The sequence below is a fragment of the Psychrobacter sp. UBA3480 genome, assembly GCF_002377945.1.
GTDB lineage: Bacteria > Pseudomonadota > Gammaproteobacteria > Pseudomonadales > Moraxellaceae > Psychrobacter.
Window position 1 is genome coordinate 1 of record NZ_DFQV01000019.1, and the last position, 23,149, is coordinate 23,149.

At 39.1% G+C, this 23,149-nt stretch carries 23 protein-coding genes; 13 read left to right on the forward strand and 10 right to left on the reverse strand.

The window, feature by feature from the left end:
- Window positions 1-842 precede the first annotated feature (842 nt).
- From B2863_RS06955 to B2863_RS06965, 3 genes are all read right to left on the reverse strand, one after another.
- The gene (locus tag B2863_RS06955; protein WP_296208611.1) at window positions 843-1,238 is read right to left on the reverse strand and encodes a hypothetical protein; all 396 of its coding nucleotides are present in this window, start codon (window positions 1,236-1,238) and stop codon (window positions 843-845) included.
- Window positions 1,239-1,341: 103 nt separating this feature from the next.
- Entirely contained in the window at window positions 1,342-2,148 is an 807-nt protein-coding gene (locus B2863_RS06960; protein WP_296208614.1) for an ArsA-related P-loop ATPase, read from the reverse strand.
- Window position 2,149: 1 nt separating this feature from the next.
- A complete protein-coding gene (locus B2863_RS06965) occupies window positions 2,150-2,575 on the reverse strand; it encodes a hypothetical protein (protein ID WP_296208616.1) in 426 nt (141 codons plus the stop codon).
- Window positions 2,576-2,910: 335 nt separating this feature from the next.
- Here B2863_RS06965 and B2863_RS06970 point away from each other — a divergent pair, with 335 nt between their 5' ends.
- Window positions 2,911-3,480 (forward strand): hypothetical protein, encoded by a 570-nt coding sequence (locus tag B2863_RS06970; protein WP_296208618.1) that lies wholly within the window; start codon window positions 2,911-2,913, stop codon window positions 3,478-3,480.
- Between the two features lie 79 nt (window positions 3,481-3,559).
- Here the strand turns inward: B2863_RS06970 and B2863_RS06975 are convergent, their stop codons facing one another.
- Both B2863_RS06975 and B2863_RS06980 read right to left on the reverse strand, forming a co-directional pair.
- On the reverse strand, window positions 3,560-4,081 hold the full coding sequence (locus B2863_RS06975; protein ID WP_296208620.1) for a hypothetical protein: 522 nt from the start codon (window positions 4,079-4,081) through the stop codon (window positions 3,560-3,562).
- Between the two features lie 79 nt (window positions 4,082-4,160).
- Window positions 4,161-5,120 carry a 3'-5' exonuclease gene (locus B2863_RS06980; RefSeq protein ID WP_296208622.1) on the reverse strand — a complete coding sequence of 320 codons (960 nt, stop codon included), beginning with the start codon at window positions 5,118-5,120 and terminating at the stop codon, window positions 4,161-4,163.
- 214 nt (window positions 5,121-5,334) lie between these two features.
- Between B2863_RS06980 and B2863_RS06985 the strand changes: the two genes are divergently transcribed.
- Both B2863_RS06985 and B2863_RS06990 read left to right on the forward strand, forming a co-directional pair.
- Window positions 5,335-6,612, forward strand: a complete 1,278-nt coding sequence (locus B2863_RS06985) for a hypothetical protein (protein WP_296208624.1) — start codon at window positions 5,335-5,337, stop codon at window positions 6,610-6,612.
- A gap of 34 nt (window positions 6,613-6,646) precedes the next feature.
- Window positions 6,647-8,149, forward strand: coding sequence for a hypothetical protein (locus B2863_RS06990; protein WP_296208626.1), 1,503 nt, complete (start codon window positions 6,647-6,649; stop codon window positions 8,147-8,149).
- Window positions 8,150-8,311: 162 nt separating this feature from the next.
- Here the strand turns inward: B2863_RS06990 and B2863_RS06995 are convergent, their stop codons facing one another.
- Window positions 8,312-8,932, reverse strand: a complete 621-nt coding sequence (locus tag B2863_RS06995; RefSeq protein WP_296208628.1) for a hypothetical protein — start codon at window positions 8,930-8,932, stop codon at window positions 8,312-8,314.
- Between the two features lie 91 nt (window positions 8,933-9,023).
- Window positions 9,024-9,713 (reverse strand): hypothetical protein, encoded by a 690-nt coding sequence (locus B2863_RS07000; protein ID WP_296208631.1) that lies wholly within the window; start codon window positions 9,711-9,713, stop codon window positions 9,024-9,026.
- A gap of 153 nt (window positions 9,714-9,866) precedes the next feature.
- On the opposite strand from B2863_RS07000, the gene B2863_RS07005 reads away from it, so the two are divergent.
- Window positions 9,867-10,475 carry a hypothetical protein gene (locus B2863_RS07005; RefSeq protein ID WP_296208634.1) on the forward strand — a complete coding sequence of 203 codons (609 nt, stop codon included), beginning with the start codon at window positions 9,867-9,869 and terminating at the stop codon, window positions 10,473-10,475.
- A gap of 101 nt (window positions 10,476-10,576) precedes the next feature.
- Here the strand turns inward: B2863_RS07005 and B2863_RS07010 are convergent, their stop codons facing one another.
- Both B2863_RS07010 and B2863_RS07015 read right to left on the reverse strand, forming a co-directional pair.
- Window positions 10,577-11,383: a hypothetical protein gene (locus B2863_RS07010; RefSeq protein WP_296208637.1), complete on the reverse strand. Its 807-nt coding sequence runs from the start codon at window positions 11,381-11,383 to the stop codon at window positions 10,577-10,579.
- 37 nt (window positions 11,384-11,420) lie between these two features.
- Window positions 11,421-13,055 (reverse strand): hypothetical protein, encoded by a 1,635-nt coding sequence (locus B2863_RS07015; protein ID WP_296208639.1) that lies wholly within the window; start codon window positions 13,053-13,055, stop codon window positions 11,421-11,423.
- Window positions 13,056-13,174: 119 nt separating this feature from the next.
- On the opposite strand from B2863_RS07015, the gene B2863_RS07020 reads away from it, so the two are divergent.
- Window positions 13,175-13,879 carry a hypothetical protein gene (locus tag B2863_RS07020; RefSeq protein ID WP_296208641.1) on the forward strand — a complete coding sequence of 235 codons (705 nt, stop codon included), beginning with the start codon at window positions 13,175-13,177 and terminating at the stop codon, window positions 13,877-13,879.
- A 73-nt stretch (window positions 13,880-13,952) separates the two neighbouring features.
- Window positions 13,953-14,849 (forward strand): hypothetical protein, encoded by an 897-nt coding sequence (locus tag B2863_RS07025; RefSeq protein ID WP_296208643.1) that lies wholly within the window; start codon window positions 13,953-13,955, stop codon window positions 14,847-14,849.
- A gap of 65 nt (window positions 14,850-14,914) precedes the next feature.
- Here B2863_RS07025 and B2863_RS07030 read toward each other — a convergent pair whose 3' ends face one another.
- Window positions 14,915-15,508, reverse strand: a complete 594-nt coding sequence (locus B2863_RS07030) for a hypothetical protein (RefSeq protein WP_296208645.1) — start codon at window positions 15,506-15,508, stop codon at window positions 14,915-14,917.
- A gap of 529 nt (window positions 15,509-16,037) precedes the next feature.
- Between B2863_RS07030 and B2863_RS07035 the strand changes: the two genes are divergently transcribed.
- From B2863_RS07035 to B2863_RS07065, 7 genes are all read left to right on the forward strand, one after another.
- Window positions 16,038-17,063, forward strand: coding sequence for a DotI/IcmL family type IV secretion protein (locus B2863_RS07035; protein ID WP_296208648.1), 1,026 nt, complete (start codon window positions 16,038-16,040; stop codon window positions 17,061-17,063).
- Between the two features lie 15 nt (window positions 17,064-17,078).
- On the forward strand, window positions 17,079-18,083 hold the full coding sequence (locus B2863_RS07040) for a DotH/IcmK family type IV secretion protein (protein ID WP_296208654.1): 1,005 nt from the start codon (window positions 17,079-17,081) through the stop codon (window positions 18,081-18,083).
- Between the two features lie 96 nt (window positions 18,084-18,179).
- Window positions 18,180-20,156 (forward strand): DotG/IcmE/VirB10 family protein, encoded by a 1,977-nt coding sequence (locus B2863_RS07045; protein ID WP_296208656.1) that lies wholly within the window; start codon window positions 18,180-18,182, stop codon window positions 20,154-20,156.
- Window positions 20,157-20,196: 40 nt separating this feature from the next.
- Entirely contained in the window at window positions 20,197-21,312 is a 1,116-nt protein-coding gene (locus B2863_RS07050; RefSeq protein ID WP_296208658.1) for a hypothetical protein, read from the forward strand.
- Between the two features lie 29 nt (window positions 21,313-21,341).
- Window positions 21,342-21,959, forward strand: a complete 618-nt coding sequence (locus tag B2863_RS07055; RefSeq protein ID WP_296208660.1) for a hypothetical protein — start codon at window positions 21,342-21,344, stop codon at window positions 21,957-21,959.
- 253 nt (window positions 21,960-22,212) lie between these two features.
- Window positions 22,213-22,650 carry a hypothetical protein gene (locus B2863_RS07060; protein ID WP_296208662.1) on the forward strand — a complete coding sequence of 146 codons (438 nt, stop codon included), beginning with the start codon at window positions 22,213-22,215 and terminating at the stop codon, window positions 22,648-22,650.
- 31 nt (window positions 22,651-22,681) lie between these two features.
- Window positions 22,682-23,149 carry a hypothetical protein gene (locus B2863_RS07065; protein ID WP_296208663.1) on the forward strand — a complete coding sequence of 156 codons (468 nt, stop codon included), beginning with the start codon at window positions 22,682-22,684 and terminating at the stop codon, window positions 23,147-23,149.

Genomic DNA, 23,149 nt, shown 5'->3' on the forward strand with positions numbered 1-23,149 from the left:
AGCAATAACAAGTGAAGCCAAGTAAGTCTCAAACGACATCAATAACCCATCTGCAGAAAGAAATTTAAGCAGAAAAGAATCAAATGAGCCAACAATCAAATAAAACATCTACAGAGAGACACATCAACAGAAGAGAATTGATACACTGACGAAATAAATAAAACATCTACAGACAGACATATCAGCAGAAGACAATCGAATGAGCAGACAATCAAACAAACCATCTACAGAGAGACATAATGACCATCTGACCAATCATAGCTATACGAGAACCGTCTACCTACGAAGAGCCGCATAACGACCATCTGACCAATCATAGTTATACGAGAACCGTCTACCCAAGAAGCACCTTAAAAATGACCGTTTAATAAATGCAAGATACGATCAACCGTTTTATGGGAACCATAAACACAGCGTAGCGAAAAAAGAACCAATAAATCAACCGTCTTATACGAACTTATACGAAGTATAAAAAAGACTATAAATCGACCGATTAACAACCAGAGATATCATCGGCCGATGGGTATTTGCTTTTTATATATTTGCTATTTTTTTTGGTATATTTTGGTATATTTAGGTATATTGCTAAATAGACATACCTGGTATTTGTATGCTTCTGCAGATCGACCGATCCTCAAAAAGAACCAATAAATCAACCGTCTTATACGAAGTATAAAAAAGACTATAAATCGACCGATTAACAACCAGAGATATCATCGGCCGATGGGTATTTGCTTTTTATGTATTTGCTATTTTTTTGGTATATTTAGGTATATTATAACTCGTTACCCATAAAAAAAGCCTATATTATAAATATAGGCTTTTTTCTGCATGAGTCATTTCTATTGTACTTTAAAGGCGCTTGCCACTATGTATGCTGCTAATGATGAACATAGGATACTAATTACAATATAAAAGATTGGATAGTAGTTCACCTTCTTTTCTTGCGACTTATCAAGTATTAGCTCTAACTTAGAATGGAGATTGTTCAAGTCGTTTATTTTACTATCAAGCATTTCTAATGCATTTCTATTGTGATTATCAATATCAGCCTTTATCTCAGATGCTATTAGCTTGAGTTCCTCGGATGCAAGGGCGTAACTAGCGTCTATAAATGACTGTTGCACTTTGATTAGCTGCACTATAGGATCGTCAGCAGAAATTTTCATCCCCGTAGTATTAAAAACCTTGTTTCTAATCTCGTTGTTGCGTTCATCAGTATTTTCTTGATCGCTCATAATTGAACCTATATCAATCGTCATGCATCACTGACAGCCACTCATACGCATGAAGTAAATTAAAAAAGTGAGCCGAATAAACATTCGACTCACCAATTATTTGTTAGGCTTTTTTGCTAACTTTTTTAGGATCTACTTGTTCAGCATCAGATGTTTCATTTGCTATAGATAAAGAATGGAATGTATCAAATAGATCATCCAACTGTTCCCAGATTTCTTTTTTGATACGATTTATACGCGTTTTTTGTATAAATCCCCAATAGTTACTATCAGTAGCTTTACTTACTTGATTAAAAGTAAGTGATTGCTTTAGCATGTATGAAAAATCACATTCTTCTGTATCTGTTAGCATCTTACGAATTTTGATTGAACCAATGATATTATTCGTTTGTTTGAATAATACAGTTTCTCTAAATTCATTAGTGTTAATTCCAAAGAATTCATTTTCCCATACAACAATAGGAGTGTTAGGATAATTTGCTACAATCCCAATTAAACATTTAATTGTTTCTTCTTCTGATTGACCAAAGTTAATCGGGCAATGAATAACCATTTGCTTTCCGTTTTCTTGAAAAATTTCAGGCAATTCATTTTGTAAAATATAACTATTAATAGGTAAAAAATCGCCGCTACCTGTGTCTACGAGCATGGCTGAATCTACTGACATAAATTTATTTACAAAACCATCGAAAGCAGATTGATCTACAATTTTACTTTTACTTAGGACTTGAATTTCTTCTACATCTAAACCTTTAAAGCTACCCAGAGTTTTATTACTAGGATCAGTATCAATCAAAAGGGTTTCTTTATTTTGCTCGCTCAAATATTGAGCCAAGATTGAGCTGCAAACAGATTTTCCAGCACCGCCTTTAGATTGTAGTACGAAGTGAGCTATGTTGTTAGTGTTCATATTATTTATCTGCCTTTAGTAGTAATTTTTTAATTTCATTTGATGTCACACCAAGATCATCTAAGTCCTGATACTGTACGCTTTTTGCAGACTCCGCCTGCTTTTTAGCAGTGAACGCACCAAATATGTTAGATGTTGATGATGTTGATGTTGATGATGATGTTGGCGTAGGCCTAATATCATCAGATTTCTTACTCGCTTCTGCATTCTTATTCTGAATACTTACGAGGTTTGCAACCTTCTTACCTTTATTTAAATCCTCCATATATTTGTGGTAGTTCTGCTGAACCGCCTGCAAAGAAACTTCAATCCCATACTTCTCTTTAATCTTATTTTTGATCTCTGAAAATGTATGATTTTCCGTTTCGGAGTTATATAGGCTTGCTATGTACCTGATTGCCTCTTTTGTGAGTTTAGGCTTAGCCATCAATCTTTCCCCGTTGTGTTACTTTAGACAATATTAAAGCATTTTAAAGAAGATGCAAGCGAAATTTGACTATTTTCATTAATTTTAAAGCAAATTAATGAAAAATAAAGATTATTAAAGCTATAAAGTTAAAGTATATTAAAGCAATTTAAAGTATAATAACTATTGAGAAGTTGCTATATGATTATTTTACGATGTATATAGCTCTATATTACGCCTGTTTATATCAAGCAATGCTAGCTGCTGCGCGGAAAATTAGCGAGAAAGCTTGTAGTTTGGCTTATCAGAATAAGCATTGCGTAGGCTGAAACCTTTGCATTTAAGAGAGTTGAAAAATGAAAACCCATATAAAAAAAAGCCCTGTTAAGTCGTCTAAGTCTAAATATTTCTACATATCTTTATTTATTGTAGCTTCTACTTATACTGTCCTTGATACCGCAATGCACTGGAAATTAACACCTTCTCAAGAAGAGATGCAGTACACATTTGGGCTCGTTGGAGTTGATAGTAATGATGGCATAGCAACCATTAGTGTACTTCCTTCTGCAACCCTTAAAGATCAGATAACTTTCGGATGTGCATACAGTATGAAGGCTGATCCTGTTTCTAATCAGTGTTTGGATGCGTCACTTCTTGCGCCAATTAAAGGAAGTGTTGCTACTGTTGGCTGGTATAAATTAAAGAGCGTTTTAGGCTATAAAAATTCTTATCCTCAAATGGTGTCTCTCGAAGTAAATGGTAAGTACATAAAAAGTTACAATGAAACTAGAGTTATAAATGAGGGGTACAATCAGGCGAGAGGGCTTTTAACTTGTCTAACTTTGCTTATCTACTTTGTCATGCTCCAATTTATTTTATTCTTTAATAGAAAAAGGTCTGAAAAAAACCTATTGCAGAAAACATAATCCTTATGATTTGTTTTTAAAACAAAAAAACACCTTTTATTTGAAAGGTGTTTTTATGGGTAGGGCTAACTGTTTTTTATTAAGTCTTATTTGTTTTGGATAGTATCTTGAAAACCTCATCGAGACCGCCTAATGTTTTTAGAACATGATAAGACTGCTTACTATTACTACCTAGTTCATAAACCTTATAAGAAGTTATAGGTTGGCATCGGACTACCTGAGACTGCTCGATAATATTTCCTCCAATAGCTAATCGATCAGCAATAAATAGGTTTTTAAAATCACCTTTCTTAGATTCGCCAATTAAGAGTTTATCTGTTTTTTCAAGATCTCTTTCCATCCAAACGCCAGCTATTGTTTGATTGATAATTACTGGGATATTTAAAGTTAAGAAAATTGGGTTTGATTTATCCTTTTCTTCATAGCAAATAACCAGATTATTAGTCTGAGGCCCTTGCTGATTGCTTTCTATTGCCCGCTGCAGACAATACTTGCTCCATGCAGGTCTTTCTTCTTTGAATAAGTAGTCAGGGATGGTGATAATCTCAGAATTACCTTGCGCATTGTAACGACCAAGAATGGCATCGATATCGTTTTTCATATTATTTCCTTAATTAAATTTTTAATTACCAACGGTTATAACCTGTTAGTAATGAAAGTGCTTTTACTTATCTTTTATACTACCATTCTACAGGGGTGTTGTTGATATAATCACGCCCATCAATCATATCTTGAAACAGCACTGAACAAAGTCTAGCTGTCTTTATCGCATCACCAACTGCTCTGTGGTTAGGCACATCATTGTATGTTATTCCATAACTGTCACAGGCTTTGATTAGGGAAGTGTTTTTAGACTTCTTGTGATAATCCTTATAAATCTTCATTAAGCATATCACGCCAGCACAGCTATCAAAAATATGGCCATCACTACTTTTTAACATCTTCCCGACATCAAATCTAGCATTGTAAAAGACAACATATTTGTTTTCTAAGCATCTCATCACGTCATTTTGTACGTCAATCAATCGTGGTTTACCTACCAGTTTATTCTCGGTTATTCCGTGAGCCTTGACTGCCATAGGATGTATTTTTCGCTTGCGCTTTGGCTTTAGTATGCTGTCGAAGAGTATCACTTCATTACTATCGACGGCACCAAGCTCTATAACATGATCGGCGTTGAATAACCCAGTTGTCTCTGTATCTACAAATACAAAATCAGATAGCGATAGGCCAGGGATTTTAAGTAGTTCTTGCGAAGTTGTTAGTATCTCGTCAAATACAGAGCTTTCAGGTAGTGGTGTCTTGAATCTACTTTTCTTCTTCTTAAAGCTCTTCTTTGATTTTACTTGCTCATCGAAATACAAGTGAACTTCATAGCTTTTATACGATAATCTTATGTATCTTTCTGCTTCATCTTTATGAAATATCTCAACATCTGATTTCTTTGTTAAAGCTACCCGCAAATCAACACCTGTATGCTCTTTTACGGCTACATAGTCACCCCAGCTCAAATCTAACATTTTGTTCATGTCAGAGTTATTCAAGGTGTGATTAAGAACCCTGTTGAGAATACCCGCCACTGCAAAAGGGTAGTCGTTAGGATTTCTTATACCAAACACTCTTTTGTAGGAGTTTCGCATAATACCAACCTAAAAGTATTAAAATGAATAGTGTTTATTGTAGTATAAATAACCATAAAAGAAAAGGGTAAACGCCTTTTTAATATTAAAAAGAATAACAATTAGGCTATTGTGTGATAAAATACAATTACCCCAATAGCTTTTTTATAAATCCAACCATTTTGCTTCATGTTTGGTACTAAACAGATAGCAAATATTGACATTAAGGTCTTGTATGAGTGCTGCATCTACATCCAAAAACCCTACTTTAGATTTCTATGGCCATCTTGATGATGCCTTTGTTTTCTTCAATGACCGTCTGTTTGATGGTGCTTTGCCAAAAATCATGTTCGAATTGACAAACAAAAAACAAGTCGCTGGGCTTTTCAAGGCTGCTAGTTGGCAAGCTACTGATGGTGTCTATGTGCATTCAATCGCCATCAATCCTCAAATAATAGTTCAAAGCACACCATTGGTAATTTATATAACACTTGTTAAGGAGATGGTGCATCTATGGCAAAAAACCTATGGTGAAGCAAGTCGTCCTGGATACCACAACACAGAGTGGGGCGACAAAATGGAATCAATAGGTCTGATGCCATCGAGTACGGGTCTGCCAGGCGGTAAAAAAGTGGGTCAGAAGATGTCTAGTTATTTGATAGCCGGTGGTGCATTTGAAGCCGCAGCTGTTGATTTCTTTCTAGAGGGCAATTTCATAAATCTAGTTGACGCAACAATTGATGATGCTGATGTGCTCAAACTTAGAAACCAGTTATTGCTTGAATGTGTGAAGAAAAACCAGTCGCTCACCGAGTATTATGAAGGTTGGCAATCTAAAGCTATTGGGTACGATGCTGCTCGACAACCATCAGAGGTTTTAAAAATAGATGTCGATGATTATGATCATGATCATGGTATCGAGAATGATGATGACAAAGATGCCGACAAAGACTTCGAACAAGACTCTATTAAGCCATCGGTCTCAAAGAAAGCAGAAAACGTACCATTAGAGCCAAAAGATACCCCTAAATCTGCCCCAAAAACCGACAGGGATGATAGCCTTACATCGCTTAAAAAAGCCGATGCTAGTGACGCCAGTAATGCCAGTGATTTTAATATCATAGACGCTACTTCATTTACTGATGATATTGACCACCATATTGATGGTTATGACAATTACAGCAGTGAAAATATTGGCATTTATAGTGGTGAATACAGCCATGAAGATGAACTTGATGATGATATTTTGCCTACAGATGACGTTCTAGCGTTAGGGAATGGTGTTGTAGAAGACCTAACATCAAAACATGTATTTGAAGATGCACTGTCTCACTTAGTTACTGAGCCATTAAAAGACATGACTGACATAGTAGGTGTTCCAGACACAAAGCCTAAGTATGATTTTAATAAAACAAAATACCAATGCCCAACCTGCAAGAGTAATCTCTGGGGTAAGCCCTCGATGAATATACTATGCGTCGATTGTGATTCAATATTTGATGTTGCAAATTAGCCGTCAATTAACAAAATAAATAAGAAGGTGTTAGATGTATTATGCAAAGCAGGAAGCAAGCATTAACGTAGCTATTATGGGTATCCTAACGTTAATGTATTTTATTATTGAGGTTATAATTAACTACAATATCTATTATCAGCTATCCACTTCAAGCAACCTAATGGCTATTGATTCATTAGAGTTTTGGGGAAAAATAGTTACTGGGATGGGCATGGCGCTCGTCTTAACTAGATTGACAGTCGTTACTCCAGAGATGATTGATAGAAACCCTTACATGGCAGGAAAGTTACGCAGTCCATCAAAGGTGTTTCGATATCTTTGCGTTGTCTGCATTCCATTTAGTTTTTTTCTGCAGCATCAAATTATAAATAAGATCGTTGATTCCTCGACGCTTGATGAGCAAAACCGCGCCTTACTTGTGGCCACCGTACAAAGGACCATTGTTCCTTATTACGACTTTTCTAATACTTCCTCGCAAGTTAGGATTTCGCCGTTAGAGCCACATGAAAAGTTCCTGTACCCTTTTAATAGCAAGGCTGACAGCGCCTTCAACAACGTAGACAAAGATTATTACACGTATCAACATTACTACCGCGCTGCCTATAAAGACTGTGTTCCTGCCAGCCGAGAAGCGCTTGGCATGACTGATGGTTTGAACAGGGCTTTCTTTGCATATACAGCTTTAAAGACAGCGCCACAAAATGCTGATAAGTATAAAGCTTTGGTAAAGGATCATTACGAGTGTCTGTTAAGTAATAACCGCTTCCTTGATACGCATACTGAAAATGTTTCTTATGGAAAAACCATGTTGGTTCAGGTGTATGAGAACTTTTTCTTGCCTGGATCTTTCGAATGGCAAGAAGGCACTCGCTTCTCAAAAGAGCGTGCAGACAAAGAATGGCGTAAAAGAGTTGATAAGTTGTTTGGCTTCAAGACAACCATACAGCCCTATACAAGTAGAGATGAAGACGCCCGTTTTAGTTATTTCACAAAGCACCCTGACGTAAAGCGTTTCTACAAAGAAAATGCGGCGTCAAGTGTTAAGGATATATACCCTTATGATCCTGGTTATGCTGAAAAGAAAGCAGCAGTTATTGTTGATAGCTTACCAGAATCATTTATTCCAACTTATCTAGATTATAGTCCATCAGATAGCTCTGAGACTGGCTATGAGATGGCTGAAAGGACTGGCACCAGGCCGCCTGCTCACTTAGAACAGCCGGAAGCTATAGGTAGGGCGGCTTATAAAGCTGTAGTGATGCCGATGGTTGGTATGGGATTGTCTGCGTTCTTTTTGATTTTTAACATTGTGATTTTCCTATTCTCCGTAATCAAACAACGCACGTCCAAAAAAGTAGCGGTAATTTACCTGTGTGCCGCAATGTTTTTAACCATGGCTCTACCATTAGTCCCGATATTTGATGCTTTTAATGATAATACCTTGATACATGATCAAACCTTAAAAACCAAATGGTTGTATCATCAAGAGGGTTTGTTGTCCAATATATACGACATATTCATTGGTGATGAGTAGTGATTAGGTGGGTTAGTGCTAATAAGTAACGCGGATGTTCTCGGGGCTTGTTAGCTGTCCACCACACTTTTTGATGAAACACTACCAACCCTGTCATTTGAAAAGTTACTTCCACAAAAAAGCGGCGCAATATGCGCCGCTTTTCTTTATTACGTTGATTATTTAGTGAACAGACTTGCCTTGCTTGCTCAGCGACTCAACAGCATCTGTTAAGCTTGAATGGTAAGCAGATAACACTTCGAAGCAAAAGAAGCCTTGAGTAGCTTCTAAGTAATGATAATTTTCTTGCAAGCTAATAAGTTTTTGAATTTCAGACTTAAATTTTGTGACAGAATCGCCAGAAATAGCCTTGTCGGTTTTAGCATTTTGAATAAAGTGTTCAAGGTCTTTCTTTGCTGTTTTTTCGGCTTCGATCAATGTTTCGTATTTAAGATCATCATCAGCACCGCTTTGAATTTTGCTTAAGAACAAGCTTGGAGAGTGCGAACCTGCTAATCCATATTGTTTCAACTCTTCTTCTAAGTCAGCGCATCTTTCCAGATTCTTCAACAATTTGTCATGTGTGACCCATTCTACCTTGCCCATATCTTTACGGGTTTCATTCATGTCTTCTATATTTTTCAATAGGTTCTTGCTACTGCTTAGTATAGAAACACCGCTTCGATCTTCTTGGACATCGAGTAATTCAAAGATAGCAGATCTTTGCATTTTCATTGTCATAACAGGGCTCGGCTCAGGTTTTTTTCGGCTGATTCGCATGCGTTTTCCGGTTGTTTCACTCATAACGTACTCCATTAATTAGTTTAAATTGCAGGCTAATGCCTTACTGTTTAATTGCATTATTACTGCGTGGTTTTATCCACCTTGCTTTGGCTTAGTTTGCCATCGCAAGGTCGTGATTGTCATGCTTTAAGTCTGACTTAAGTTTTAAAGCAGTATGTACTCGATCTAGCACCATAGACCAGTCGTCATAACCCATGCCGCGTTTATTCACAGATACATCGGTACTCTCAAGCTCTTCAATAACAGAACCGTTAGCTACGCCAATGATTTCTGCGAACTCGTTTGTACTAAGGCCAGTTGCCTCGCGGAGTGCTGTAAGGTTTTCAGGGCTATATGTAGGACCATTTGTAAAATCTTGAATGCTACGATTAGTCTTGGCTAATAACTCATTCAATGAGTCGCGAACCAATACCCAAGTTTCATAGTACATATTGTTTGACTGATATTTATGTTTTGGGGTCGCCCATCTAATCCAACTGTTTCTATGGATCTCAACACCTGGGCTGTTCTTGCTACCTTTAGCTAAGTGTTCAACAATCGCATCGACTGTCATGCCTTTAACTTGGTCAACAAAGACATCAACACCTTTCTTTTTGACTCTAGATACCATCTGCTCGTTGTACTTAAGATACAAACCAATACGTGCAAAAGCGTATGGTGAATGCCCGTAGACTTTTGTGGCTTTGGCCACTAGATCATCGAAGCCTAGCTCGTTCATAGCAGCAACGGCTACTTTGTATTTAGTGGTCGGTTTAATGGTTTTTCTCATTAACCTTTGCATCGATAAACCCTCTTATTACTGTTATTTTTAATATAGCAATTAGAGGCGTATAAGTCAATGTATTTTATTAAAATTAACATCAATAAACTTTATTATTGACTATTTATTTTAAAATGATATAATCTACAAATAGTAAACTTAAGGAGAATAAAAATGACCGTTTATGCTAAGCATAAGCCCGATTTGTCTATGATTGAAGAGATAGGGGAGCTTAACCCAGAAGCTCAGGTTGTAGGCCTTGGTTACACATCAGCCAACTATAAGAAGGTGTTGTCTTTGTTAGGCAAAGATGTGAGCAATAGCATATTAAAGAGTGTGAAAATTGATGCTCAAGAGAGTACTGACGCTAAAAACAATACCAAAGATCTTGATTACATCAAATATGAAAACTTGTTGATCGCTGCACAAAAGCATCTTGATAAAGAAGGTATTAATTTACGTGATGAACTGCCTGATTTTGGTTATTCACCATATAACTTAGCTATTATTCATGCAGACACTGGATTGAAGCAGCCTGATTTTGCAAAACTTCTTGGTATATCGGTCGTCGATTTGCGTCGTAATCTCGCCACAATGACCTCCTTTACTCATTTTGAGGCGATGCCTAGTGATACTTGGTCTTACGTCCTGACGGTCTATTTACAGGCCTTATTGGCTGTAGATAAGCGTCTGCGCAAAAGACGCACTGCACAAAACCGTGTCTTTACCGAAGTAAGTACAGAACGTGCCTTAAGATCGCCAACTATCGAGATTAATGCGTGAAGTACCTACTAGTTTGTAAGAATGGTATTTTGCAATCGCTCTGATAACAAAAAACCCAGTACAATTAATTTTACTGGGTTTTTTTTGGTGTATCTGTCTACCTACTGCCTTTGAGACATTGATGCCTCAAGCATTTTCTCTGTAATATAATCCAAGTCTTCATCATGTTCGTCAAAACCTACCTCTAGTAAGTATTCTATGACCTTATCTTCGTTTTTGTATTCAAAATAAACCACTTTCTCATTTATAGTTTCTGACGTTGGTAGAGGCTCTTTACTGTCTGCCGTACGGGCACAAACCACCCATTTATTGAGGGGTGTTATCAACACAAGATAATGCGTGTAAGGGCCTCGAACCTTAAACTCATAGCCATACTCTGCAATTTCTTGAGTGTGCTTAACAACAGTACAAACCTCTTTGGCCTGCGTGTAAACTGTAGGAAGAAACCGTGTTGGTAACGATAGAACTTCGCCACCACTATCAACAACATCTAATCGGATAAAGTTGGGCTCATAACCCATTTGTTTAAAGATTTCTCTTTTAATGTGATCTGGAGAGGTTAGGGCGTCTACGATGACCTCAAACTCTTCTAGTTGATATTCCAGCTGCTTTAATGACTCTACTTCCCCGTTATTCACTATGGCAACATGGGTGTGTTGTCTTGAGTCTACGCGGATATTGCCATCCCAAATCTCATCATAAGTTGCGCCACTACCTGATATGGTGACTGGTATCGAGATCTGTTTTACTTTACCTGGTGAATCCAAATCACAGGCGAAACTCACCATGCCAGAGCCTATGCTTTGTATGATGTCGTCGTCATGCAAAACTCTGGTACGAACAAACTGTTTGGTGACACCAATTAATCGCCATTCTTTGTTGTTGATTGTGGTGGACGGCTCTGTCATTACTTATTTCCCGTGTTGTTTCTCATTTCTGAACGACTTATTTTTTGCGTGTTACAGGCTTACGCGCTGATTTTTGACGACCTTTTCTGTCTGCTCCGATATTATTGGAGCCGTTACTAGCAGTCGCTCTTATAGCACTGTTAAGTTTAACATGAATAACATTGCTGTTACTCATTAATAAGTCTAATTCACTATCAGCATCGCTACTATCAGAGGGTTCTGCAGCGATATTGTTGTCAGACTCTATTTGATTGCACACATCTAAAATCTCAGCAGTACTTGCCAGCGCTAAGCAATTTGATATTTGATTCTCTGTCAATCCATTAACCACGTTGATAATAGAGTCCGGATGCGGCTCTACCATACTTCCACCCCAACCATCACTTTGCTTGCCGTAGTGTCGCTCTGCAGTCACGATAGAGGCATGCCCAAACAAAGCCGCCATTAAAACAGGATTCATCAAAGATGCTTTGGCATTACTCACTGCTTGATGCCTTGTGCTATAAAGAGTTGGATACATTTTTATTGGTGATTTCCGACTCCAGTTCTTACCCAGTTTTATCGCCCTTGTTTTCTCATTAATATAGCTGGCCAATTTCTTTCTGTAGCTGCGATCGATAATAATTTGGCAAGCAGGGTTGGATTCAAGCTCGTATTTCAGCTGATTTTGTAGTGGTTGCATTACATAGTTGTCAAAACAATCTTCATCTGCAGCGATATCGCGCTCTTTGGCCACCAGTTCTTTTTTCTGGTGCAACATACTTATTAAAGAGTGAACGCGCTCCAAGTTTTCATCATCCATCTTATCTAGAAGTATGTACCGGAAGCTGCCATTTGCTCTACCGTGAGAGTCCTTAGAGTTTTTTACTACAAGCACTGGCGCATCATCACTTGGTTTTTTGACACTGCTCTCAATGCCAGGATAGGGCAGCTCTAAAAAAGCTAGGCTTTGCTTAATAAAGGTTGCATCCTCTGATGACGCGTTTGTATGGCGACCTATAGGGGAGCTGCTTTCATTTTTCAATCGTTCCATCTCTTCTGCTGTGATTACTTTGCATGAATACCATTCATTTGGCCGTAATCCTAATATCATATTAACCCGCAAAAACATTCTTAATAAATCTAATCTGGGCTCATCCCCAGATAAGAGAATGCTTAAAAGACCTTCATCAAAAAGCTTGGCTTTTCTTGAGCTAGTATTTGATCTCAAGTGCGCCATATTATCTAGGTTTTTTGCAATATCTGATGCCTCAGAGCTCCAGTTGCTCACTCTTCCATATAATTTGTTCAGATCGTAAACGCTTAATGTTTTTGCAAGGGAAGAAAATATCTGATTGTATTCATCGTCATGGCCCACACCGTTAGCATTCGCATCCTTCATGTACTCGTAGCACATGGTGAACCCATATAAGATACTTGCTTTATATTGGCGCATAGAGGGCCGCTTAAGTAAGCCGGTTTCTCGCTTATGCTCAATAATCTCTAGTTCTTTTAATAAATTATTGTAATTTGCCTTGGCTGATCCGTCGCTACTTTTTGTAATGCGTTCAATTATATTTTTAAATTTCTTGGAATAGTTGGCTCTGGTCTTAGGAGCCATATTATTCTTTATTCTTTCAAAATTATCACCTAAATTAGCGTGTTCTGTAGGTATGAACTCTCTCTCTAACATAACTAACCTTTTAAATTGAAAGAACTAATGTAAATGTTTTGTGTAAATCTCGTTACTATAATATATAATGAAAAATATATGTTGTCTAAGTTACTTTATAACTTAAAAGTAGGTATGCTATGTCTCGCAATGCACCCCTGGTTATTCCGGATAATTTATCCGAAGTTGATGCCGCAATGATGCTGAGCAAACTTAAAGATTTGTGCTTAGAGAAACGCGCAAGCTTTTACCCGCCCGCTATTGAGGATGGACTTGTCTTGCTTGATACCGACATTCCAATATGGCTCGGAACTCAAGAGGATGTAAAGAGCTACCACCTTAAATATAAAGAGGCTTTTGATCTCGCTCATAAGTTTTATCCTCAAGCGAATTTATTCAAACATGCTAATTTACCAGCTAAATTAAAACTACCTAAGATATTTTATAACGTCACTCGTGTCAGCATCTCTAAAAACCCTGCTAAAGATTCAATTTCTTTTGGTAGTGCTACAGCGGTATTAGCAAGATGCGGTGAGTTTGATAAAAAAGACGAAAAGAATATCATTAAATTCTTTGAAGAAAACCCTGATCGCCGGGTTGTGTGCCATCGGGAGTTTGTGGACTTTCGTGCTAGAATGCATTTTTTTAACACGATCACTCAAAAGCCTGAAAAAGATACGCATATTACCCAATTTTATACAACTGGTCTTATCGTGGCTGCCCATGACATTAGTGCCTTTCAGGTCATTAATAATATAGAGCGTAAGATTAAGAAGTATAAAAATGCCTACAACAACCCGATGGCAGACAATGGAACATGGAAGGTTTATGCAAAAAAACCCTAATATTTTACATTGAACTCGCTTTTATCCTTACCTCACATAAAATTATAGCAAGCAAATCAAGAGATCCTTACAAATGACACATCAGCACCCTCAGACTGCTACTTCTGCAAAGCCTGAAATTTTGGAGTTAGAAAAACCTACATGGCATGAAGCAGCAAAAAGACGCAATATGCCCTTAGTTCAATGGGCTATTAGTAGTTTAGATTCAGCAGTAGAGGAACAAGATACTGAGAGAGTTGATTTGCTCGATGATATCGACTTTTATATTATGAGTGATGGTCAAACGCCTATGCCTTTTCAGGTGGCGGCTATGAGGCATTGGATAGGACTTACGCAAACTAAAGCAGCCAATCTAATCAGTACGCGCTTATCGACATACAGAAACTGTGAGTCTACTGATGAGTGTGTATTGATGGACTCTGAGCGTTGGGGTTTGTACGTTGAAAAGGCCACTAGTAACTTATTAGATATTGAATACCACACGTTACCAAACGCTTTTGGGCGTTCAATGCGAGGTCTTAGCGGCCTTACATACCGCCAACTGAATGACGTATCAAACCTATCGCAGTCTTATTGGACAACTCGCCTGCGTTTTAAATATCCACCTGCACCAATTGAGATTGAAAGTATCGATGAGCTTATCAAGATCGTCATAAGAGTTATTAATATGAAGATTAAAACGGGTCTTTTCCGTGAAGCTAAGGCGATGCTAAAAAGTCTTTTGTACTTCGCTTATGAGACACAGAAGGCGAGAGCAACACTAAATACTGATTTAATATCACCAATGCACACGCTTAAGATATTAATCGAAGAAAACATTGATCCTGAAAATGCCACTACTGTTTCTGGAAAGTCGAAACAGCAGAGTATTGAGAAAACCAACTTGTACGCCAGAACTATTGAGATTTTGGCCGAAAATGGATTCTTCTTTAGCCCGAAACATAAGAGTATCGCATTTGTTGAATCTTAATAACCTAAAAATTAATACTAAAAAACCCTCAATTAATGAGGGCTTTTTTTTGTTAGTAGTAACCGCTAAAACACCTCTTCAAGCGTCACCTTGTTTTTTTCTGGATATAGTAATTTTGCTTCAAAGAAATCTTCTGCTGTACTAAACCCGTAAATACTGGCAAGCTCATCACCTTTTTCAAGCAAGACCTTTATACCTGGTTCGTCAGGCTCTAAGTCGGATTTATCAAGAAATAGGCCTAGATATTTCTTTTCGTTAAAAATACTGGCGCGTATGCTATACCAATTATTCAAAAACCTAATATAATCTAGGCTTATGTGTAGTAAAGGTTTGCCTGAGTACTTAGAATTCGTTCCGTTATATGTTGCTGGGTGCGCATATCTATCAGCAAATACCGCGCAATTAAGTTTAAAGTATCTCCACATGTTGTAAGGCATAGGAGTAATTGGCGAACCAATTGGTATATCTTCTGGATTCTCCAACTCTTTTCTTAGGTACGTTCTGATGTTGCTGCGTTTAATGTCATAGCACATCTGACATGCCAGCTTCTGACTAATGTGCAAGCCTGACATTATGTTGAAAATGGTTGTCGGTAATGGGTTTTTTTTGTGTATATTCTCACGCATAACCTCAAACCTGTTAGCGTAATCGGCTGTCATAGTGTACCTTCGATAATAGTTAGTTTTGATTTAGTTAGATATACGCATGCATTTTACCGCATATAAATAAATTTTTTTTAAAAAATATGTTTATAAAGTTTTTTTAGTAGTAAGTTTGTATTATAATCATACACAATTTAAACAAACTTAAATAAATATATTACAATTTTAGCCACATACTGAGCCAACGACATGTCTTTTTTTAACAAAAATAAAGCAGATACCGATCGGTTTGTCCTTTACAAGCCGGAGCCTCCCAATACTGACATCCACAGTAAGTGGCGCAAGCCTAGTAGTTCCTACCTCGAAAACAAAAGAGCCAAAACCCAGCAACTCAGCATCCTAAAAACACTTATTAAACTCTCTAGCGTCTTAAATGTCGCTTTAGGTATATGTGTTTTTTGCGCCTTGATTATGTTGGTTTTCTTTACAGACTACGAACGCATTGTTTTTGACGATGGAACTTATCTATCGTGCATCATTGAGCCTGATGGCTCGATCGTTACTGAATACTAGGGTAGGTACTGCCATGATTACACCAAACGACAACTCAAATGCAAAACAGGATGATATGGATACCCCAAAAGACAATTCGCCGGCCGGTCAAGACGCTATTGAAAACGATGGCAAAATTTCAATCGAAAAGGGTTCGATAGAGCAAGATTTTAACACTAATGACCTAGAAGATGATAATCAGCCTGTTTATGACACCAACTACGAAGACGATCACTCAGATGAAGATTACTCGGATGAAGAGTATTTCGATGAAGATTTTACTCCGGTGCCAGGTGTTGATGATGACTTCTTTGAAACTAATCAGGGTTTAAACGAAGATGAGACTCACGCGTTAGATGAGAAAACTATCTATCCTAAAGACCATTCTGACGAAGCAGCAGTGCTTTTAAGTCAGGCTTATGGCGTAGGTGGTGTTATTCGTGAAAATGCTCATCTTACTGAAAACATCAAAAACTATCGTCGTAACTTCTTCCTTTCTTGTTTGGTAAGTATTTGCCTAGCGATATTGGTCGCTGTGTTGCTTGCCGCTTTCATGTCTTATCCAAAGACTAGATACATTCCAACCTACGACAATAAAGCGATTTGTGAAGTTACTCCTGAAAACAATCCAAACATCACCGATGTATCAATCGCTGACTTTGCAAAAGACGGCATTCTTAATTTATACACTTTTGATTATGTTAACCATGAAAAACAAATCAATGACACGCTTGATCGTTGGTACACGCCAAAAGGTCGTATCGACACCATTAATGCGATGGCTGCCATTGAGATTTTAGACTTTGTTAAGAAGAAGGCTTTAACTTTGCAAGCTGGAGCAACATCAGCTGCTAAGATTGAGCAAAAAGGCCGTACTGCTGCAGGCGAACCATACTGGATCGTCCGTTTCCCGCTTGTTATTGACATCTATTCAGGCGGCGCGCAACCGGAAGACACTCAGAATTACATTGCTACCGTTCGCGTTGTTGCTAGTACCGCCTCTGCACAGAACTCCAAAGGACTAGGTATAGTATCTGCCACTCTTGAGACACGAGACTAAATTAGGTAAAAGATCATGTATAAATTAAAGCCCGCAGTTGCATTATTTGCTTTGTTTTCCTACGGTGTTGCTAATGCAGCACTACCACCGCCTACGACAATTGATGTCAATGGCGGCGGCAGCAATATTACTAGCCCAGCCATAGCAATCGCTCCACCAAGCGTCCGTGACGAACTGGTTAAAAGTACGCGTTCTATGGTTGCTGACCAAGTAGCTGAATATCAGTACAGTCAACTTACGCCAGAAGAGATGTACCGAATCAAAAGTATTGAACTTGAAAAAGAGCGTATTGGTGCTAACCCTTATTTAAGCATTCCTGAGCCAGTTGTTAGATCGCTTGCAGTCTCTTTAAATCCAGGCGAACAACCGCCTTTGGTTAGAGTCTCTAAAGACATGCTAACAAGCATTGTGTTTACTGATAATGATGGTCAGCCATGGTATATCGATAAAGTTACTATTAACCGTAACCAGTTCTCTGATGCCGCCAATATGCCTTCTGGTGAAACAGGTGAAGTAACGCCAACGAACATTCTTACTTTAGAACCTAATGAGAATTTTGTGTTTGGTAACGTCTCTATCACCTTAAAAGGTAAAGCGCTACCAGTTATCTTAATCCTTGCATCTGGCCAGCCTACTGTTGATATGCGTGTTGACGCTCGAATTCCAGGCCGTAATCCTGATGCCGCTTATGTACCAGGTGCATCTGCCGTTCGTGCTCAAACTGATATCGATAACGATGCTTTGGCTTTCTTAGATGGAAGCATACCTGATCTTGCAGAACCTTTAATAGCAAGTGATGTCGCAGCACAAGGTTGGGAGCATAACAACTCCTTGTATGTGAAATCTCGACTAGATGTTCTTTTCCCTGCTTACTCTTCAAGAGCCAGTACAGCAGACGGCGTTAACATCTATCGTTTTGACACAACTACCCCAAATAACTCTATTACTCTAATGCAGCGCCATGGTCAGCCAGTTACGGTTAGCTTTGAACCAGCCCCGTATTATCAGTATAACCAATAAAGAGAGGGTATTCACATGCAAGCCATAGATCACCAACCATCTATATTACTGCAGACAAACACTCTATTAATGTCAATAAGAATGAGTATCATGACTATGAGTAATACAAATACAGAGGCCGTTCCAAATACTTCGAACATTGCTCCACAAACAGCAAGTATGTCAGACACTGCGCCTGCACAACCAAAAACGATGACCAGCTCAATTCCTTTAGAAGAAGATGCTGAGCAAATAAAAGCTAGTAATGTTAGCGCTATTCAGCACAAGAAAAATCAAATTAAACGCCTACTTACGGAAACGTGGTTACGTGTTGCTCTTATCGTAAGTACATTATTTGCCATAGTGTTTTTCACCGTACTGTTTAAAACCGCATCAACAGAGCCTGTTGCGCAAGACGCAGGGGATGGTAGTACTAGTATGGTTGTTACGGGTATTCCGGACGGAACCGACAACCTGAATCCTGCTCAAGCAGAGTACTTAAGAGAGATGAATCGTCAACAAGCAGCTGAGCAAGCCCGCTCAGGTGTTACGAACGCTCCTTCGTTGATACTACCGAAAGCAAGTGTTGTTGGTGTTGATTCAAACGCAGTGTCTGATGCTAGCGCATTTACTGTAGGTAGCACTAAGAGTTATTACGCTAAAGAAGAATCTGATCCTAATGATGTCAAGACAATGAGTCTTGCTTCTAATGACCGCTTTAGTACTGTTGGTGCCTCAAAGCTTGATGAGCAGGCCAATCAGCTTGCTATAGAGAGAGCGCGTGTGGCAGCAGCATCTGTTCAAGCGAAGCCAGGTGTAGATCCAGCGATTGCTAAAGCTAATGCGAGTAATGCAACTTACAACACCAATCAAAATGGTGGTGCTAACAACGGCAACAATGGTGCTAACAACGGCGGTAATAATGGCAGCAATGGCGCTAACAACGGTGGTAATAATGGCGGTGATACCGGTGCTGGTACAGCTGCTAATAATCAAAACCAACCTCAAGAGCGTCAACCTGATGCTGATCTGCCAATCGTTCAACAACGCTTGTACGATTCTTATAATCAGCAAATGCAAGAATTGCAAGCTCAAGAGGATCGTTTTGCTGCACAGCAAGCCGCTAATCAACAGCAAGTCGCGCAACTAAGACAGCAGCGTCAGCAGCAAGCCGCTCAAGCTCTTGCTAGCCAGATGCAGTCTCAAGCACAAAAAAGAACAGGTGGCGGCTTCACTAGCAAAAAATACATGCCTGAGCAAAATACAAACAATGGTGACAACAGTAGTAATGGCACTAGCAACAATAACCAAAATACAGGTTACTGGCCTGCACAACCAACCACTTCTGGTTATCAGCCATCAGCTTATAGCAACAATTCAAGCTACGGCAACCAAGGACAGTTTACCAGTGAAAGCAATGCTGCAACGCCTCCGCCGTTATTAGCTAAGAATATTATTCGCGCTGGCACGCGCTGGCCTGTAGTTATTACTAAGCATGTTAATACCGATGAAGGTCTTAATGTGTCTGGTGTGATTGTAGGTGGTCCATTCGACGGCGCTGCTGTGCATGGATCGGTACAACAACAAGGCCGAAATATTGGTGTAGTGTTCAATCGTATTGAGCCTCAGAATCCGCGCAAACAAATCATTCCGTTGAATGCATTGGCTCAAACCATTGGTAGCCAAAAAGAAGCTGTAGCGAGTCAGGTTAAAAATCACTATGCGCAGAACTACGGCATTATGGCTCTAACAAGTGTTATTGGTGGTTATGGCGAAGCTTATTCTGACAACAATGAGACTGTAATAACAGGTTCTGATGGCTTTGTTATTGAGAGCAAAGGCGAAACCACACAAAAAGAAGTAACTGCGGAAATCCTTAGCCAGTTTTCAGATAAGCTTAATGAGGACATTGGTAGTTTAGGTAATCGTCCACCAACGTTCATTATTAATCAAGGTACTGTTCTGCAGATGGTTTTGCTGAGCAACTTAGATATCTATGGAACAGTTAACGGTTCAGCTAACTCTGGTCAGCAACAGCAACCACCACAGCAACCACAGCAGCAGTATTCAAATACTCGACGTACAAGCTTGTAATGAAGTTTAAACAACAATACTAGCCAAATTAGGAATTTATATGAAACCCGTTAGAAAGCCAACAAGTCAACCAGACGCCGCGGCTACACCTCGTCCATCTGCACGACCGTCAGCTCGCCCTGGCGCGCGTCCTGCAGGTGCAGGCGGCAAGCTTGAAAAAACCCCAAAGAAAAAATTTGAAATGCCTGGTGCTCCTGTTTTAGTAGGTGTTGCTTTTGGCCTAGTAGTTCTAATTTTCGTTACTTATATGTTGTGGCCAGCATCAACACCTGATACTGCTGTTGTCGCTAACGACATAGCACCGCAAGAGACTGTAGATGAGTTCCCTGTCGATGCGGCTCCTATCTATCCAGAAGGTTACTATCTAGCATCGCCAACACCTATTCAAGAGCTTGGCCGTCAAGCTACTCAAAAAGCACTAACAGACCACAGTGCTTATGTGGCAGGTCAGGGCTTAGTTCTGGCTAACGGGGTAACACTCGGTGAAAATACACCTGAGCTAATCATGATGCGTGATGGTGTTGCTGCAAATACAACTCAGCAACTGCAGTCGATGACTCAAACGCAAGTAGATCCTACTACTGGTAATGCTGTTATTTTAGTAAGAGATGATGCTACTGGCCAAATGACGCCACTAAGCGTATCTACTCAAGCAACTGCATTCGAAGCTCAAGCTTATAGAATTGCGGCTACTAACTTAGACGCAGAAATCCTAAATCAAAGTAACGGCGCAGCACAAAATGTTGTTGCAGTAGTAGAGCCTGTTGTTGAAAAGCAGATTATCGTAGAGTCGGTATTAGACGATACTGAAAAGCGCAAGTATTTAGATCTTATTGAAACTCAAGAGCGCGAGAATGAGCGTTTACGCGATAAGATTGCTGATGTCCAAGACGATATGCTTGATCAACGCAAGCAAGTTATTGATGTTATGCAACGTATCGAAGACTCTCCAATCGCAAGCCAGCGCTTACGAGCCACTATGCTGCCTAAAAGTACAGGTTTAACCCAACAAGGCATCGTTGGCGATAGAGTATGGTACGCAGATCAAGAAGGCAGACTCACAACATATCGTATTGGTGAAGTTATTAACGGCACTGAATTGAGAATTGCTAGTACTGACGAAGCAACTAATACTGTTCTTGTAACGCCAAAATAACCTGTACCGATGGTATGTAAGGAACGTAAATGCAATTCGCAACCATACTCGCAGCAGTGGATCAGCCTGATGTGTTTGTTATGCTTAATAATTTAGCCAACGCATTTAGTTATCTCACTTTATACTTTCGCTATTTTTTAATTATTTTATCTTTACTTTGGATGTTTTTCGCTCTTTTTAACCTCTGGTCAGTAAGTGTGGCCGGGGGTGGTCAACCAACTAAGCTGCTACCGTCTAAAGCCCAGCCAACCGTTGCAGGCGCTTGGATGCAGGCGATAGTAGCTGGTCTGTTGTTTATTATGGCGTATAAAATGCTGCCAGCAGCAGTAATGTCTTCATTAGTGACAGGAGACGTTATCGGAGTTCAAATATACTCTGTTGGGACGTATTCGCCATCGACTGCAGGCAACGCAGAAATTCGCGCTTTAATACAAGATGTTATCGGCACGTTAATGCAGTTTATTGGATGGCTGGCTTATTTTAGAGGGTTTAACACTTGGTATCAGATGGGGCAAGGTACTACTGATCATCGCGCCAGTCGCGTTATCGGGTATTTCTTCTTTGGTACATTGTGTATGTCATTCCAGTGGGTTAACTCTTTAATTGCCAATACACTTGGTTTCGATTTATTTGGTTTATTCATGTAAAATAGGCGCTTGGCGGCATCGCCGCCAGGTTTTTTTGGAATTATTTTATTCTTAATAAGATGCGGTTTATTATCATTAGATGAGTTATAATCGCATGATTTTGAAAACGTTAAAGATATTTTTAAATAAATGTGTTTTTTTGTTTGTCAAAATTGTTTCGTAGTGTTAATATTGCATCGTATCCAATATTTACACAATTGTTAGCGTTTGTAATTAATTTAAATTGATAATTTTAGCCAAAGAAGAGGTTTTTATGAGCAATACACAGGAAAGTACTAAAGGTACTCTGGTATCTAAGTTTAATGAAAAAACACTAGCAATGTCAGTCGTTGCCAGTGTTGCTATGATGTCTGTAGCATCAACAGCGACAGCTGGTGCTTTTGAAGATGCCGTTAAATCTGACCGTACCTCTGCAAGCTCGCTAACTGGTAATCAGGGCGCGGCTGAACAGGGCCTAAGCAGTATCTATAATCTTGGTAAATATATTGCCATTGTTATCGGTCTATTCTTAGCTATCGGTGGCTTAATGGCCGTTAGTAAAGCAGCTAAAACAGAAGGTCAGAAAAGTCAGATGCCTGGTTGGATCTCGTTTGGTATTGGTGGTCTATTGACCGTAGTTGGCTTCTTTATGTTCGCAGTTGGTAAAACAGCTACTAACGTTATTGGTGCTGACGGTACTACCACGCCTTAGTATTTTCCAAACTCTAGTGCTAAAGAGAGAAATGCCGCTAATTGCGGCATTTTTTTTCAAAAATATTTGGTTTTTTCCTATAATTTTAGCTAAATCAGAGGTCTTGCTTGTGAAACTAACAAAAATAACCAACCTACCTTTATTCCTTTTCGTTACCGCAAGCGCCTGTTGGCACACTACGGTAATGGCCGCTCCGTTAGACGCACTTCCCAACTCCCCACACCCTAATGCAACCTTGCCCGCCATGGAAGCCCGAATGGATTCTCTTGGTACTTCTTTATGGAGTTTTATTAAGGGTTGCGCAATCGTTTTAGGTCTAGTTCTTGTTATAGCTTCTCTATTAAGAATTCGTGATATCAGCAATGGTAAAAAAGATGGCAGCATTGGCGGCGCTTTCGCTGGTCTTGTTGTTGGTGGCATGATGTCTAGTGTCGCTATTTGGCTGTTTGCTTTCGCAAAAACCGCCGAAGATATTACTGGGGCGGGGGCGGCAAGTTAA

Coding starts and splice junctions, on each gene's coding strand:
- B2863_RS07010 (WP_296208637.1), bottom strand. CDS start 11,383: ATGACAGAGCCGTCCACCACAATCAACAACAAAGAATGGCGATTAATT.
- B2863_RS07050 (WP_296208658.1), top strand. CDS start 20,197: ATGAAACCCGTTAGAAAGCCAACAAGTCAACCAGACGCCGCGGCTACA.
- B2863_RS06965 (WP_296208616.1), bottom strand. CDS start 2,575: ATGGCTAAGCCTAAACTCACAAAAGAGGCAATCAGGTACATAGCAAGC.
- B2863_RS07030 (WP_296208645.1), bottom strand. CDS start 15,508: ATGACAGCCGATTACGCTAACAGGTTTGAGGTTATGCGTGAGAATATA.
- B2863_RS07000 (WP_296208631.1), bottom strand. CDS start 9,713: ATGCAAAGGTTAATGAGAAAAACCATTAAACCGACCACTAAATACAAA.
- B2863_RS07035 (WP_296208648.1), top strand. CDS start 16,038: ATGATTACACCAAACGACAACTCAAATGCAAAACAGGATGATATGGAT.
- B2863_RS07005 (WP_296208634.1), top strand. CDS start 9,867: ATGACCGTTTATGCTAAGCATAAGCCCGATTTGTCTATGATTGAAGAG.
- B2863_RS07055 (WP_296208660.1), top strand. CDS start 21,342: ATGCAATTCGCAACCATACTCGCAGCAGTGGATCAGCCTGATGTGTTT.
- B2863_RS06955 (WP_296208611.1), bottom strand. CDS start 1,238: ATGAGCGATCAAGAAAATACTGATGAACGCAACAACGAGATTAGAAAC.
- B2863_RS07040 (WP_296208654.1), top strand. CDS start 17,079: ATGTATAAATTAAAGCCCGCAGTTGCATTATTTGCTTTGTTTTCCTAC.
- B2863_RS06970 (WP_296208618.1), top strand. CDS start 2,911: ATGAAAACCCATATAAAAAAAAGCCCTGTTAAGTCGTCTAAGTCTAAA.
- B2863_RS07060 (WP_296208662.1), top strand. CDS start 22,213: ATGAGCAATACACAGGAAAGTACTAAAGGTACTCTGGTATCTAAGTTT.
- B2863_RS06975 (WP_296208620.1), bottom strand. CDS start 4,081: ATGAAAAACGATATCGATGCCATTCTTGGTCGTTACAATGCGCAAGGT.
- B2863_RS07045 (WP_296208656.1), top strand. CDS start 18,180: ATGAGTAATACAAATACAGAGGCCGTTCCAAATACTTCGAACATTGCT.
- B2863_RS06980 (WP_296208622.1), bottom strand. CDS start 5,120: ATGCGAAACTCCTACAAAAGAGTGTTTGGTATAAGAAATCCTAACGAC.
- B2863_RS07025 (WP_296208643.1), top strand. CDS start 13,953: ATGACACATCAGCACCCTCAGACTGCTACTTCTGCAAAGCCTGAAATT.
- B2863_RS07015 (WP_296208639.1), bottom strand. CDS start 13,055: ATGTTAGAGAGAGAGTTCATACCTACAGAACACGCTAATTTAGGTGAT.
- B2863_RS07065 (WP_296208663.1), top strand. CDS start 22,682: ATGCCGCTAATTGCGGCATTTTTTTTCAAAAATATTTGGTTTTTTCCT.
- B2863_RS06960 (WP_296208614.1), bottom strand. CDS start 2,148: ATGAACACTAACAACATAGCTCACTTCGTACTACAATCTAAAGGCGGT.
- B2863_RS06985 (WP_296208624.1), top strand. CDS start 5,335: ATGAGTGCTGCATCTACATCCAAAAACCCTACTTTAGATTTCTATGGC.
- B2863_RS06995 (WP_296208628.1), bottom strand. CDS start 8,932: ATGAGTGAAACAACCGGAAAACGCATGCGAATCAGCCGAAAAAAACCT.
- B2863_RS06990 (WP_296208626.1), top strand. CDS start 6,647: ATGTATTATGCAAAGCAGGAAGCAAGCATTAACGTAGCTATTATGGGT.
- B2863_RS07020 (WP_296208641.1), top strand. CDS start 13,175: ATGTCTCGCAATGCACCCCTGGTTATTCCGGATAATTTATCCGAAGTT.